This is a genomic window from Mycobacterium sp. URHD0025 (genome assembly GCF_000426065.1).
Taxonomy (GTDB): domain Bacteria; phylum Actinomycetota; class Actinomycetes; order Mycobacteriales; family Mycobacteriaceae; genus Mycobacterium.
Genome location: NZ_AUEQ01000006.1, coordinates 130,645 through 144,422 on the forward strand (window position 1 = coordinate 130,645; position 13,778 = coordinate 144,422).

15 protein-coding genes are annotated in these 13,778 nt (G+C 64.8%); 13 read left to right on the top strand and 2 right to left on the bottom strand.

What is annotated here, in order from left to right; translation table 11 throughout:
* Window position 1 precedes the first annotated feature (1 nt).
* Together H977_RS0105000 and H977_RS0105005 are read left to right on the top strand one after the other, a co-directional pair.
* The gene (locus H977_RS0105000; RefSeq protein ID WP_081681621.1) at window positions 2–760 is read left to right on the top strand and encodes a PaaX family transcriptional regulator C-terminal domain-containing protein; all 759 of its coding nucleotides are present in this window, start codon (window positions 2–4) and stop codon (window positions 758–760) included.
* On the top strand, window positions 757–1,524 hold the full coding sequence (locus H977_RS0105005) for a crotonase/enoyl-CoA hydratase family protein (protein ID WP_029106821.1): 768 nt from the start codon (window positions 757–759) through the stop codon (window positions 1,522–1,524). The genes H977_RS0105000 and H977_RS0105005 overlap by 4 nt, the downstream gene beginning before the upstream one ends.
* Here H977_RS0105005 and H977_RS0105010 read toward each other — a convergent pair.
* Window positions 1,521–1,937, bottom strand: a complete 417-nt coding sequence (locus H977_RS0105010) for a DUF3060 domain-containing protein (RefSeq protein WP_029106822.1) — start codon at window positions 1,935–1,937, stop codon at window positions 1,521–1,523. The two genes, H977_RS0105005 and H977_RS0105010, sit on opposite strands and share 4 nt — an antisense overlap.
* A 51-nt stretch (window positions 1,938–1,988) precedes the next feature.
* Entirely contained in the window at window positions 1,989–2,351 is a 363-nt protein-coding gene (locus tag H977_RS0105015; protein WP_036475155.1) for a DUF3060 domain-containing protein, read from the bottom strand.
* 158 nt (window positions 2,352–2,509) lie between these two features.
* Here H977_RS0105015 and H977_RS0105020 point away from each other — a divergent pair, with 158 nt between their 5' ends.
* The 11 genes from H977_RS0105020 (at window position 2,510) to H977_RS0105070 (ending at window position 13,773) form a co-directional block, all read left to right on the top strand.
* Complete coding sequence (locus H977_RS0105020; protein ID WP_029106824.1) at window positions 2,510–3,094, top strand: DUF3558 domain-containing protein; 585 nt, start codon at window positions 2,510–2,512, stop codon at window positions 3,092–3,094.
* Window positions 3,095–3,099: 5 nt separating this feature from the next.
* Window positions 3,100–3,624 (top strand): DUF3558 domain-containing protein, encoded by a 525-nt coding sequence (locus H977_RS0105025; protein WP_051288715.1) that lies wholly within the window; start codon window positions 3,100–3,102, stop codon window positions 3,622–3,624.
* An 81-nt stretch (window positions 3,625–3,705) separates the two neighbouring features.
* Window positions 3,706–4,329, top strand: coding sequence for a TetR/AcrR family transcriptional regulator (locus H977_RS0105030; protein ID WP_029106826.1), 624 nt, complete (start codon window positions 3,706–3,708; stop codon window positions 4,327–4,329).
* Between the two features lie 279 nt (window positions 4,330–4,608).
* Window positions 4,609–4,983 carry a 30S ribosomal protein S12 gene (rpsL, locus tag H977_RS0105035; protein WP_003881867.1) on the top strand — a complete coding sequence of 125 codons (375 nt, stop codon included), beginning with the start codon at window positions 4,609–4,611 and terminating at the stop codon, window positions 4,981–4,983.
* Window positions 4,983–5,453, top strand: a complete 471-nt coding sequence (gene rpsG / locus H977_RS0105040; protein ID WP_003881868.1) for a 30S ribosomal protein S7 — start codon at window positions 4,983–4,985, stop codon at window positions 5,451–5,453. The genes rpsL and rpsG overlap by 1 nt, the downstream gene beginning before the upstream one ends.
* An 87-nt stretch (window positions 5,454–5,540) precedes the next feature.
* Entirely contained in the window at window positions 5,541–7,643 is a 2,103-nt protein-coding gene (fusA, locus tag H977_RS0105045; RefSeq protein ID WP_029106827.1) for an elongation factor G, read from the top strand.
* An 84-nt stretch (window positions 7,644–7,727) separates the two neighbouring features.
* Window positions 7,728–8,918 (top strand): elongation factor Tu, encoded by a 1,191-nt coding sequence (gene tuf, locus H977_RS0105050; protein WP_029106828.1) that lies wholly within the window; start codon window positions 7,728–7,730, stop codon window positions 8,916–8,918.
* A gap of 230 nt (window positions 8,919–9,148) precedes the next feature.
* Window positions 9,149–10,000: a cutinase family protein gene (locus H977_RS32580; protein ID WP_051288716.1), complete on the top strand. Its 852-nt coding sequence runs from the start codon at window positions 9,149–9,151 to the stop codon at window positions 9,998–10,000.
* 58 nt (window positions 10,001–10,058) lie between these two features.
* Entirely contained in the window at window positions 10,059–10,904 is an 846-nt protein-coding gene (locus H977_RS0105060) for an SHOCT domain-containing protein (RefSeq protein ID WP_029106829.1), read from the top strand.
* A gap of 141 nt (window positions 10,905–11,045) precedes the next feature.
* Window positions 11,046–12,500: a basic amino acid/polyamine antiporter gene (locus tag H977_RS0105065; RefSeq protein ID WP_029106830.1), complete on the top strand. Its 1,455-nt coding sequence runs from the start codon at window positions 11,046–11,048 to the stop codon at window positions 12,498–12,500.
* Between the two features lie 25 nt (window positions 12,501–12,525).
* Window positions 12,526–13,773: an arginine deiminase gene (locus H977_RS0105070; protein ID WP_029106831.1), complete on the top strand. Its 1,248-nt coding sequence runs from the start codon at window positions 12,526–12,528 to the stop codon at window positions 13,771–13,773.
* Window positions 13,774–13,778 lie beyond the last annotated feature (5 nt).

The following is a 13,778-nucleotide window of genomic DNA, read 5'->3' on the forward strand; positions in this document are numbered from 1 at the left end:
CATGCCCCCGCTGAAACGGATGACGGCCAGGTCGGTGGTCTTGAGCGTGCTGCTCGGGGCCCATCCGGCCTGGGCGAGTGCCGCCGAACTGATCAGGCTCACAGCCGATTTCGACATCAAGGAGCCGACGCTGCGGGTGGCGTTGACCCGCATGGTGGGTGCCGGTGACCTGATCCGCTCCGAGGACGGGTACCGGCTGTCGGACCGGCTGCTGACCCGCCAGCGCAGGCAGGACGACGCGATCGATCCGCGGCTTCGCGCGTACGACGGCCAGTGGCTGACGCTCGTCATCACCAGTGTCGGTACGGATGCCCGCACCCGAGCTTCGCTGCGTAACGCGTTGCAGCAGCACCGGTTCGGTGAGTTGCGCGAGGGTGTGTGGATGCGCCCGGACAATCTCGATCAGGCGTTGCCGCAGGAGATCACCAGCCGGGCGCGGCTCTTGCGCTCCCGCGACCAGGACCCGGCCGGCCTGGCCGCCATGCTGTGGGACCTGCCCGGCTGGCGGCGCACGGGGGAGGAGCTTCTGGGGGAGATCACCGCCGCGAACGACATCCCGGGGCGGTTCGTGGCTGCCGCCGGCATCGTGCGCCATCTGCTGGCGGATCCGGTACTGCCCGACGAGCTGCTGCCGGACAACTGGCCGGGTGCCGAATTGCGTAAGGCGTACAACGACTTCGCCGCCGAACTCGTCGTCCGGCGCGCCGGTACAGAATTAGTCGCGTCCCGCGACGGTAACGAACTCATGGAGGCGACATGACCGAAGCTGTGCAGGTCGAGCGCAACGGCCCGGTGACCACGGTGATCATCGACCGGCCGCACGCCCGCAACGCGGTCGACGGTCCGACCGCCGCGGCACTCTACGCCGCGTTCGAGCAGTTCGATGCCGATGAGGACGCCGCGGTCGCGGTGCTGACCGGCGCCGGTGGAACCTTCTGTGCCGGAGCGGATCTGAAGGCTTTCGGCACCCCGGAGATGAACCGGCTGGATCCGGCGGGGCCGGGACCGATGGGGCCGAGCCGGATGGTGTTGTCCAAGCCGGTGATTGCCGCGATCAGCGGTCATGCGGTGGCGGGCGGATTGGAATTGGCGCTGTGGTGTGACCTGCGGGTGGTCGAGGACGACGCTGTGTTGGGCGTGTTCTGCCGGCGCTGGGGAGTGCCGCTGATCGACGGCGGCACCGTGCGGCTGCCCCGGCTTATCGGACAGAGCCGGGCGATGGACCTGATCCTGACCGGACGCGCCGTCGACGCGGCCGAAGCGCACGCGATCGGCCTGGCCAACCGGGTGGTGCCCAAAGGACAAGCGCGCCGGCATGCCGAGGAACTGGCCGCCGAACTCGCGAAGCTGCCTCAACAGTGTCTGCGGGCCGACCGCCTTTCGGCTCTGCACCAGTGGGGTGAATCAGAGCAGGCGGCAATGGAATTCGAGTTCGCCAGTATCGATCAGGTGAAACACGAGGCCGCCGATGGCGCGGGACGTTTCGCGGCGGGGGCGGGCCGACATGGAGCGAGTGCCGATTAACCCTTGTTCACCTTGTTGTTGCTGCCGGTGTTGGTGACCTTCGGATCGCCCGCAGCGTAGGTGACGGTGTTGTTCAGCCCGATGATGGTGAGTCCCTTGTCGATCCGCTCGAAGGTGATCTTGTTGTCGGACCCGCCGATGTTCACATTGGCGCAGGTGCCCTTCACGGTCAAGGTGTTGTTGGTGCCACCGACCGTGAGTGACTTGCCGTCGGCGCAGTCGATGTCGGTGGTGGTCCCGACAGACATGTAATTGATGGTGTTGCCCACCTCGACGTTCACCCCGGACTGTCCGGCAGTGGCGCTGGGCGTGCTGGTGTCCGAGCTTTCGGAGCCGCAGGCCGCCAAGGTCAGTGCAGCGGCTGCGGCACCGGCGACGAGGATCAGTCGGGTGTGGGGGAAACGCGTGAGCACGGTCTGTCTCTGCTTTCTGGTTCGGGCTTGATCAGGCTTGATCAGGCTTGATCAGGCGGGGACGCGACTGATCTGGTTGGTCATCCCCAGTTCACGGCCGCGGTCGATGAGGGCCGGGTCGCCGTTCTTGAAGAACACGGTCTGGTCGTAGCCGTACACGGTGACGTCGTTGATGACATTGTCGGCGATGACGACGTTGGACGACCCCTGAAGGGTCACGGCCCAGCAGGTACCGAGCGCGTTGATCCGGTTACCGGTCCCGTTGACGATCAGGGTGGCGTTGTTGCAATCCAACGTTTGTTCGACGCCTTGACCGGTGATGTGGGTGTCACCGTTCTTGGCCGCCGCGCCGGGTACGCCGACGGTGAGCGCCAGCGGCAACGCGAGGGTGCCGATGGCGAGCCCGACAAGCATCCTCCGGCCCACAGCTGTCCGATTCACGGTGAGTCCCCTTCCGATCTGCTGCGAGAAGAGTACGTGGCGCTCTCCTCATGGCGGTAAGTGTTGACCAGTTTGTCGTGCGTTCGCCGACAGGTCGCGTGCGGTGTCGCTGCTGGGTACCGTGTTCAGCAATGCGTCGGTGTGTTGTTCAGGCTGCTGCCGTGGCAGTCACAGCCGTGGTGACCGTCGCGGGGTGTTCGCACACCATCGACGGGGCTGCCGAGCGGGCGTCGGCCGACACCGCTGACCCCGATCGCAGTTTCGGATACGTCGACGACCGGTGCGGGTTGCTCGTCGACAGCACGATCCAGGAGATTCTGTCGGCCGACAACGTGGTGCGCCCGTACAGCGGCGCGGTCTGCCAATACGTGCTGTCGCGTAAGGCCCAACCGGGTCCGGGTCCGGCTGCCGGATCGCCCGCGATGCTCGACGTGATCTTCTCCTGGTTCGAGAAGGGTTCATTGGAGCGTGAACGGGCGGTGGCCCACAGTAGGGATGCGCAGATCACCGACGTCGTGGTCGAGCGGCACAAGGCCTTCATCGCGCGCCGTGACGTGACCGGCGCTGCCTGCGCCGCGACTGCGGCGGCCGGATCGGGCGTGATCAGTTGGTGGGTGCAGTTCCGCGGTGCGGGCAGTGCCGTGCAGGCCGGCAAGGGTGATCCGTGCCAGGACGCCAAGAAGCTGCTGTCGGCCACTCTTCAATCGGAACTCTGACCGTGATGCACCGCTACCTCGCGATGAGGTGTCTGGCCGGCATTGCCGTCGGAGTCGCACTGACGGCGTGCGGGCCGACGGAGGAATCGTCGGCCCCCGAGCCGGCGGGGCCCGGTGGTGGCTTTCACGGCGGGGACTGCAACGGCATCACCGACGCCGACATCGCCGATGCCGTCGGCTCGTCGATGTTCACCAAGGCCGTGGTCAGCGACACCGGGTGCTTCTGGCAGGAGAACACGGTCCTTGGGACCTTCGGTGCCGGGATGGGCATCTCCACGTGGTGGTACCGGGGAAGCGACATGGACACCGAGAGGACGCTGGAGACCAGGGCCGGACGCACCCTCACCGAGCTGTCCATCGACGGCAATCAGGGCTTCCGGGCCGCGGATGCGAACGTCTGCAGTATCTACGTGGCCAAGGGCCAGGATGTGATCACGTGGTCGATCCAGACGATGAACCCGGCCTCGCTGCCCGATCTGTGTCAGATCACCGAGAAACTCGCCCGGCTCAGTCAAGGCCGGGTGAACTGATCCGCGCTGTGTGACGGGCTACAGTTTCACGGCGACCCGCCGATGGCGGCGTCATCACATCGACTCGAAGGCAGTGCGTACATGTCAGCTCGGCCGGAAGCACAGGCGGCTGGAACTCGACGTTCCCAGGCGCGGCCGGCACGGACCACGAAGCTCAGCCGCGATGCCATCGTGAACGCCGCGCTGACGTTCCTGGACCGTGAGGGCTGGGACGCCCTGACCATCAACGCGCTGGCCGGCCAGCTCGGCACCAAGGGCCCGTCGCTCTACAACCACGTACACAGCCTCGACGACCTGCGGCGCACGGTGCGGATGCGCGTGATCGACGACATCATCGAGATGCTCAAGACGGTGGGTTCCGGGCGGACCCGTGACGACGCCGTGGCGGTGATGGCCAGCGCGTACCGCAGCTATGCCCACCACCATCCCGGTCGCTACTCGGCATTCACCCGGATGCCTTTCGGCGGAGACGATCCGGAGTACTCGGCGGCCACCAAGGCTGCGGCAGGCCCGGTCATCGAAGTCCTGACCTCTTACGGGCTGGAAGGCGAGAACGCCTTCTACGCCGCGCTGCAGTTCTGGTCTGCTCTGCACGGCTTCGTCCTGCTCGAGATGACGGGTGTGATGGACGACATCGACACCGACGCGGTGTTCACCGATATGCTGCGACGACTGGCCGCAGGTATGGGCCAACTGGAGTCGTAGCGTCTGACCTGGGAAGAGGTCGTCGTGAGCGGGTTTGGTCCGGCGCGGCCAGCCCTGGTATCGTGGTAGATCGTGCCTGGCCGGAAGGCGCACGCTGCTGAGTGATTCGCAAGCGTGGCCGCACGCCGGGCCAATTCGCATGTCTAGCACGCATCGAAATTTCATCGGTGTAAGCACGTGCGACACGCCCGGACGCGGGGTAAGTGTCCGGGGGATAACTGCAGTACAGAGACTTAGAACTAGCAAGAGCACGAAGAGCAACACAGAGAAAGCCGGTACATGCCAACCATCAACCAGCTGGTCCGCAAGGGTCGCCGCGACAAGGTCGCGAAGGTCAAGACCGCGGCCCTCAAGGGCAGCCCGCAGCGCCGCGGCGTGTGCACCCGCGTGTACACCACCACCCCGAAGAAGCCGAACTCGGCGCTTCGCAAGGTCGCCCGCGTGAAGCTGACCAGCGGGGTTGAGGTCACCGCCTACATCCCCGGCGAGGGTCACAACCTGCAGGAGCACTCGATGGTGCTGGTGCGTGGCGGTCGTGTGAAGGACCTTCCCGGCGTCCGTTACAAGATCATCCGCGGGTCGCTCGACACCCAGGGTGTCAAGAACCGCAAGCAGGCCCGTAGCCGCTACGGCGCCAAGAAGGAGAAGAGCTGATGCCGCGCAAGGGTCCCGCGCCGAAGCGTCCGTTGGTCAACGATCCGGTCTACGGGTCGCAGCTGGTCACCCAGCTGGTCAACAAGGTTCTGCTGGACGGCAAGAAGTCACTGGCCGAGCGCATCGTCTACGGCGCGCTGGAGCAGGCTCGCGACAAGACCGGCACCGATCCGGTCGTCACCCTGAAGCGCGCGCTCGACAACGTCAAGCCCGCTCTCGAGGTCCGCAGCCGCCGCGTCGGTGGTGCCACTTACCAGGTGCCGGTCGAGGTTCGCCCCGATCGCTCCACCACCTTGGCCCTGCGCTGGCTGGTGAGCTTCTCCAAGGCTCGTCGCGAGAAGACCATGATCGAGCGCCTCGCCAACGAGATCCTCGATGCCAGCAACGGCCTGGGTGCCGCTGTGAAGCGTCGTGAGGACACTCACAAGATGGCCGAAGCGAACCGGGCTTTCGCGCACTACCGCTGGTGATACCTGCGCCCCGGCATCCAGCGTCGGGTGCCGGCCGGCGCGCAATCGAACACCTAATCAAGCAAGCGAAAAGTTGGGAAGACTTCCGTGGCACAGGACGTGCTGACTGACCTGAACAAGGTCCGCAACATCGGCATCATGGCGCACATCGACGCCGGTAAGACGACGACTACCGAGCGCATCCTCTTCTACACCGGTATCTCGTACAAGATCGGTGAGGTGCACGACGGCGCCGCGACGATGGACTGGATGGAGCAGGAGCAGGAGCGGGGTATCACCATCACCTCGGCTGCGACCACCTGCTTCTGGAACGACAACCAGATCAACATCATCGATACGCCGGGACACGTCGACTTCACCGTCGAGGTCGAGCGCTCGCTGCGCGTGCTCGACGGCGCCGTTGCCGTCTTCGACGGCAAGGAAGGTGTCGAGCCGCAGTCCGAGCAGGTCTGGCGGCAGGCCGACAAGTACGACGTCCCGCGCATCTGTTTCGTCAACAAGATGGACAAGCTGGGCGCCGACTTCTACTTCTCGGTGCAGACCATGAAGGACCGTCTGGGCGCCAACGTCGTTCCGATCCAGTTGCCGATCGGCTCCGAAGGTGACTTCGAGGGCGTCGTCGACCTGGTCGAGATGAAGGCCAAGGTCTGGCGCGGCGAGACCAAGCTCGGCGAGAAGTACGAAATCGTCGACATCCCGGCCGACCTTCAGGAGAAGGCCGAGGAGTACCGCACCGCCATGATCGAGGCCATCGCCGAGACCGACGACGACCTCATGGAGAAGTACCTCGGTGGCGAAGAGCTCACGATCGACGAGATCAAGGGCGGCCTGCGCAAGCTGACCGTTACCAGCGCCGGCTACCCGGTGTTGTGCGGTTCCGCGTTCAAGAACAAGGGCGTTCAGCCCATGCTCGACGCGGTCATCGATTACCTGCCGACCCCGCTGGACGTCGCGGCCGCCGAAGGCCACGTCCCGGGCAAGGAAGACGACATCGTCTACCGGAAGCCGTCGGCCGACGAGCCGTTCGCCGGGCTGGCCTTCAAGGTCGCCACCCACCCATTCTTCGGCAAGTTGACCTACGTCCGGGTGTACTCCGGCAAGGTCGACTCCGGTGCACAGGTGATCAACTCGACCAAGGGCAAGAAGGAGCGGCTGGGCAAGCTGTTCCAGATGCACTCCAACAAGGAGAACCCGGTCGAATCGGCATCTGCCGGCCACATCTACGCCGTGATCGGTCTGAAGGACACGACCACCGGCGATACCCTGTGCGACCCGCAGAACCAGGTCGTGCTTGAGTCGATGACCTTCCCCGATCCGGTGATCGAGGTGGCCATCGAGCCCAAGACCAAGAGTGACCAGGAGAAGCTGGGCACCGCGATCCAGAAGCTCGCCGAAGAGGACCCGACCTTCAAGGTGCACCTGGACCAGGAGACCGGCCAGACCGTCATCGGCGGTATGGGCGAGCTGCACCTGGACATCCTGGTGGACCGCATGCGTCGCGAGTTCAAGGTCGAGGCCAACGTCGGTAAGCCTCAGGTGGCCTACCGCGAGACCATCCGCCGGAAGGTGGAGAAGGTCGAGTTCACCCACAAGAAGCAGACGGGTGGCTCCGGCCAGTTCGCGAAGGTGCTCATCGACCTCGAGCCGTTCGTCGGCGAGGACGGTGCGACCTACGAGTTCGACAACAAGGTCACCGGTGGCCGCATCCCGCGCGAGTACATCCCTTCGGTGGATGCCGGTGCGCAGGATGCCATGCAGTACGGCGTGCTCGCCGGCTATCCGCTGGTGAACGTGAAGGTGACGCTGCTCGACGGCGCCTACCACGAGGTCGACTCCTCGGAAATGGCGTTCAAGGTGGCAGGTTCGCAGGTGCTGAAGAAGGCTGCCCAGGCAGCCCAGCCGGTCATCCTCGAACCCATCATGGCTGTCGAGGTCACGACTCCCGAGGACTACATGGGTGACGTGATCGGCGACTTGAACTCCCGCCGTGGTCAGATCCAGGCCATGGAGGAGCGCAGCGGTGCGCGCGTCGTCAAGGCGCAGGTGCCGTTGTCGGAGATGTTCGGCTACGTGGGCGACCTTCGTTCGAAGACCCAGGGCCGGGCGAACTACTCCATGGTGTTCGACTCGTACGCCGAAGTACCGGCGAACGTGGCGAAGGAGATCATCGCGAAGGCCACCGGGCAGTAGTCCGGTACCTTCCAGATCACACAACTGAACACATCAACACCCCTGCTTAAGTAAAAGCACCAACAAGTCCAGGAGGACACCACAGTGGCGAAGGCGAAGTTCGAGCGGACGAAGCCGCACGTCAACATCGGGACCATCGGTCACGTTGACCACGGCAAGACCACGCTTACTGCAGCAATCACCAAGGTTCTGCACGACAAGTACCCCGAGTTGAACGAATCGCGCGCATTCGACCAGATCGACAATGCGCCTGAAGAGCGTCAGCGCGGCATCACGATCAACATCTCCCACGTGGAGTACCAGACCGAAAAGCGCCACTACGCCCACGTGGACGCCCCCGGTCACGCCGACTACATCAAGAACATGATCACCGGTGCCGCCCAGATGGACGGCGCGATCCTGGTGGTCGCCGCGACCGACGGCCCGATGCCGCAGACCCGCGAGCACGTGCTGCTGGCCCGCCAGGTGGGTGTGCCCTACATCCTGGTGGCGCTGAACAAGTCGGACGCCGTGGACGACGAGGAGCTCATCGAGCTCGTCGAGATGGAGGTCCGCGAACTGCTGGCCGCCCAGGACTTCGACGAGGACGCCCCGGTCATCCGGGTCTCCGCGCTGAAGGCGCTTGAGGGTGACCCGAAGTGGGTCAAGTCGGTCGAGGACCTGATGGACGCGGTCGACGAGTCGATCCCGGATCCGGTTCGCGAGACCGACAAGCCGTTCCTCATGCCCGTCGAGGACGTCTTCACCATCACCGGTCGTGGCACCGTGGTGACCGGTCGCGTCGAGCGTGGCGTGATCAACGTCAACGAAGAGGTCGAGATCGTCGGCATCCGCCCGACCACGACCAAGACCACCGTCACCGGTGTGGAAATGTTCCGCAAGCTGCTCGACCAGGGCCAGGCCGGCGACAACGTCGGTCTGCTGGTTCGTGGCATCAAGCGCGAGGACGTCGAGCGTGGCCAGGTTGTGGTCAAGCCCGGCACCACCACCCCGCACACCGAGTTCGAGGGCAGCGTCTACATCCTGTCCAAGGACGAGGGCGGCCGCCACACGCCGTTCTTCAACAACTACCGCCCGCAGTTCTACTTCCGTACCACGGACGTGACCGGCGTGGTTACCCTGCCCGAGGGCACCGAGATGGTGATGCCCGGTGACAACACCGACATCTCCGTCAAGCTGATCCAGCCCGTCGCCATGGACGAGGGTCTGCGGTTCGCCATCCGTGAGGGTGGACGTACCGTCGGCGCCGGCCGCGTGACCAAGATCAACAAGTAGGCTCGCCTACCAGGATCAACAAGTAGGCTCCGCCTACCAAGATCAACAAGTAGGCTCCGCCTACCAAGATCAACAAGTAGTAGTTGATCTGACTCAGTACCGCTGAAGCGGCGCTCACCTTCGGGTGAGCGCCGCTTTTGTCTGTCGGGGTGTTGTAGCTGGTCCGGTGTAACGCCTGTGATAGCTGAGACGATCTTTCTTGCATAGGTCAGTTACGGGTTGGGGTGAACATGAGACGAGTACGACGGATATGGGCGCTGGCTTCGGCCGCCGTCCTGGCCGGCACGGCGGTCGGATTCGCGGCGGGCTCGGCGCAGGCCGCGGCGTGCCCCGACCTGCACTGGATCGGCGTCGCCGGTTCGGGTGAGCGTGACGATCCGACGGTCGACGCCGGCATGGGCCGGGTGGTCTACAACTCGCTGCGGGATCTGTCGGTGTGGGTGCAGCAGGATGGCCGGACGATGACCGCCGAGGCCGTGGCCTACCCGGCTGTGGCGGTGCCCGCCGACGGTGACCTGCTGGGCTGGGGCGGCTTCATGAGCAGTGTCGACACCGGTGTTGCCGCGCTCGGGAACCAGTACGCGGCATTCACCCAGCAGTGCCCGTCGAGCAAGGTGGTTCTGGCCGGCTACTCGCAGGGCGCGATGGTGGTGCACCGAAACCTGGCCGCTTTGTCGGGCAGCCCGAACCTGGCCGCCGCGTTGTTGGTCGCCGACGGTGACCGGCTTCCCGCCGACTCGACCGTCAACCTGGGCACGGCCGGCGCAGCGTCCGGCGTCGGCAAGGGCGTCGCACAGGACTGGCCGATTCTGGCTCACGCTCCGGCCGTGTTGCCTGCGTCGGTCGGCAGTCGCACCATCAGCGTGTGCGATCGCGGCGACGCGGTCTGCGACTACGACTCCGATGCCGACGAGGTGACCGCCAACGCGATCGCCATCCACACCAGCTACGCCCGGTCGAGCAGCGGGGGATACCGGTGGACCTGGCCGCTGTACCGGATGCTGGGTCCGTCGCCGATGCAGCAGCAGGTGCCGACGGAGGTGCCGACGGGCGGTTCGACGGTGGGTGTCGTCCACTCCTGATCTCCGGTGGTCTCGGGCGCTAATCTGATGGCGCCCGACCGACGACAGGAGCCCGGTGATGTCCACACTCTGGCGGTACGTCCGCATTCAGGCCTTCGTCCTGCTGTGCGGCATCGTCGGCCCGATCTTCCTGGTCATCTACTTCGTCAGCGGCGGCGACCCGATGATGAAATGGATGTTCTGGGTAGGCCTGTTGATCACCGCCATCGATGTCTTGATCGCCCTGGGACTCACCGCCGCCGGGGCGAAGTCGGCGGCGCAGAACGAGAAGCTCGAGCAGGTCGGCGTGTTGGCCCTGGCTCAGGTGACCGGTATCCATGAGACCAACACCCGCGTCAACGAGCAACCGCTGGTGAAGATCGATCTGCAGATCTCGGGACCCGGGATCGCTCCCTTCGCCAGTCAGGACCGCGTGCTGGCCTCGGTGTCGCGGCTGCCGATGATCACCAACCGCAAGCTGGTCGCCGTGGTCGACCCGGCCACCAACGAATACCGGATCGATTGGGAGAGAAGCAGTCTGGTCAGCGGACTGATGCCAGCGACATTCACCATCGCCGAGGAGAACAAGACCTACGACCTGACCGGTCAATCCGGCCCGCTGATGGAGATCCTGCAGATCCTCAAGGCGCACGGCATCGGCATCAACAGCATGGTCGACCTGCGGGCGAATCCCGCGGCCCGCGAAGAGGTCCAGGCCGTGGTGCGGCGCGCGGCCGCGCAGCACGCGGCGCCGTCCCCGTCCGTGGTGGCTCCCGAACCGGGCGCGACATCGGCACCCTTCCTCGCGCCGCCAGCGCCGTCGACCGCACAACGACTTCAGGAACTGGAAACGCTGCGCGCGACGGGCGCCATCAGCGACGTTGAGTACACGGCGAAAAGACAGCAGATCATCGCCGAGCTCTGATCTCGTTCCGGATCAACCCGGTTGGCGTTCCGCTCAGGACGCCTTGCGCAAGTTCGTGAGCTTGTGCTCGCCCCGTGCTTTATGGTTACAGCGGATTCACGTTCGTCAATGCACCGTCAATGGCACCGCGAAAGACGTGATATGACCACTGCTGAACCGAAGACAGAATCGGCAAGCGAGAAGGTCAGCCTGCCGACCCTGACCGCGATGGTGGTCGGATCGATGATCGGCTCGGGAGTATTCCTGCTGCCGCGGCGGTTCGGCACCGAATCCGGGGTACTGGGCGCGATCATCGCCTGGACCATTGCCGGCACCGGAATGCTGATGCTGGCGTTCGTATTCCAGCGCCTTGCCACCCGCAAACCTGATCTGGACGCGGGAATCTTCGCCTACGCCAAGGCCGGATTCGGCGACTACGTCGGGTTCAATTCGGCGTTCGGGTTCTGGGCTTCGGCGTGCGCGGGCAACACGTCGTACTGGGTGCTCATCATGGCCACCGCCAACGCGTTGTTCCCGGGACTGGGCGACGGCAGCACCGTGCTCGCGGTGCTGATCTCCTCGGTGGGGGTATGGCTCTTCTGCTTCCTGATCATGCGCGGGGTGAAGGAAGCCGCGGTGATCAATCGGATTGCCACCGTTGCCAAGGTCGTTCCCATCCTGGCGTTCATCGTGATCGCGCTCATCGCGTTCAAGGCCGGAGTGTTCGCCGACAACTTTTGGGGCGGTTGGAAGGCCGAAGGCGGTGCCCCGGCCTCGGTGTTCGAACAAGCCAAGGGCACGATGCTCATCACGGTTTTCGTGTTCATGGGCATCGAGGGGGCCAGCGTCTATTCGCGCTATGCGAAGAAGCGCGCGGATGTCGGCCGGGCGACGGTGATCGGATTCCTGTCCGTACTAGCTGTGTTCGCCCTGGTGACCTTGGTGTCCTACGGTGTGTTACCCCAGTCGGAGCTCGCCACCGTCAGTCAGCCGTCGATGGCCGCGGTGCTCGAATCGATCGTCGGCCCATGGGGTTCGGTGTTCATCCGGGTGGGCGTCGTGCTCTCGGTGCTGGGCGCCTACCTGGCGTGGACGCTGATGGCGGCCGAGATTCTGTATATCCCGGCCAAATCCGAGGACATGCCGCGTTTTCTGGCCCGGACCAACAGTCACGGTGCGCCGGTGGCGGCGCTGGTGATGGCCGGCGGCCTGGTGCAGCTGCTGCTCATCCTGTTGCTGTTCACCTCCGAGGCACTGGATTTCATGCTGGACCTCACCGCGGCGCTGGCCCTGATTCCGTACTTCCTGGCTGCTGGATACGCGCTGAAGCTGGTGTTGACCAGGGAGACATACGAGGACCGCAAACCGCTGTTCGGTGACGGTGTGGTGGCGGGGCTGGCCACGTTCTACACGTTGTTCCTGGTGTACGCCGCCGGATTCGACCATCTCCTGCTGTCCTGCATTCTCTACGCCGCCGGTGCCGTGCTGTATGTGATGGCCCGACGCGAACGCAGCCTTCGGGTGTTCTCTGCACCGGAGGCGGTGTTGTTCTTCGTCATCCTGATCGGAGCGGTCGCCGGAATCGTGGGTCTGATCACCGGCCAGATCCAGATCTAGTGCCACACATGGTGAAAGGAAAGTGATGTCGAATCCGTCCGCCACGTACGGCGTGCACTCCGAGGTGGGAAAGCTGCGCAAGGTCCTCGTGTGCTCACCAGGGTTGGCTCATGAGCGGCTCACCCCGACCAACTGCGACGACCTGTTGTTCGACGATGTGCTGTGGGTCCAGAACGCGCGCCGCGACCACTTCGACTTCATGGACAAGATGCGTGACCGCGGTGTCGAGGTCGTCGAACTGCACAACCTGCTCACCGAGACGATCCAGAACGCGGAAGCCAAGGCCTGGTTGCTGGACCGCAAGATCGTGGCCAACGAGGTCGGTATCGGGCTGGTCGACGACACGCGTGGATTCCTGGATTCCCTTCCGGAGCGGCGCCTCACCGAATTCCTCATCGGCGGTCTGTCCACCCGCGATCTGCCTGCCGAGGTCCGCTCCGGGTACCTGGCCCTGGCCCGCGAGGACACCGGAGTGAACGAATACCTGATGCCGCCGCTGCCCAACACGCTCTACACCCGCGACACCACGTGCTGGATCTATGGCGGGTTGACGCTCAATCCGTTGTTCTGGCCGGCCCGCCATGACGAAACCTTGTTGATGAAGGCGATCTATCAGTTCCATCCGGACTACGTGGGTTCGACGGTGTGGTGGGGCGATCCGGAGAAGTCTTGGGGGCAAGCCACTCTCGAAGGTGGCGATGTGCTGATTCCCGGCAACGGAGTGGTGCTGATCGGCATGAGCGAACGTTCGTCGCGCCAAGCCATCACCCAGGTGGCCGCCGAACTGTTCGCCGCCGGTGCCGCGGAGAAGGTGATCGTCGCCGGCATGCCCAAGCTGCGGTCCGCGATGCACCTCGACACGGTGTTCACCTTCGCCGACCGCGATGTGGTGACCGTCTACCCGGAGATCGTCGACAGGATCGTCACATTCACCTTGCTGCCCAGCGATACCGAGCCGGGCGTCGAGGTGGTGCCCGAATCCGGACCGTTCATCGACGTGGTGGCCGCGGCGTTGAACCTGCCGAAGCTCCGTGTCGTCGAGACCGGCGGCACCGCCTACGACTCGGAACGGCAGCAGTGGGACAGCGGCAACAATCTCGTCGCCGTCGAACCGGGAGTGGTGTTCGCCTACGACCGCAACACCCACACCAACTCCCTGCTGCGCAAGGCCGGCGTAGAGGTCATCACGATCGTCGGCGCTGAACTGGGCCGCGGCCGTGGTGGCGGGCATTGCATGACCTGCCCGATCATCCGTGATCCCGCTCAGTGGTAGGAGCC